Annotated in this window: 1 pseudogene; it reads right to left on the minus strand. The window is 43.0% G+C overall.

Annotated features, from left to right (window positions below):
- Positions 1–270 (minus strand): annotated as a pseudogene (locus tag JUI58_RS27520) (ShlB/FhaC/HecB family hemolysin secretion/activation protein); the annotation flags it as partial.

Genomic DNA, 270 nt, shown 5'->3' on the forward strand with positions numbered 1-270 from the left:
AAATCCCATCATCTTGAGCATTAACAGAGCGATCGCGGATATTCACTAAAGGCAAAGTGAGATCGAGGCGCAAGGTTAAATCTTCAATAGGAGAATAAAGTAATCCTACCCCCGCACCCGCCAAAAAATGCTCATTCGTAATTTGGTCGGGGTTGCTGGGATTATTCCAAACCATCCCCATATCTAAAAAGGGAATCACCTGCAACAAATAAATATTATCTTGCTCCTGCACTAAAGTGATGCGATCTTCGATAGAAATGCGCCAGCCAT

The sequence above is a fragment of the Spirulina sp. CCY15215 genome (assembly GCF_016888125.1).
Lineage (GTDB): Bacteria > Cyanobacteriota > Cyanobacteriia > Cyanobacteriales > Spirulinaceae > CCY15215.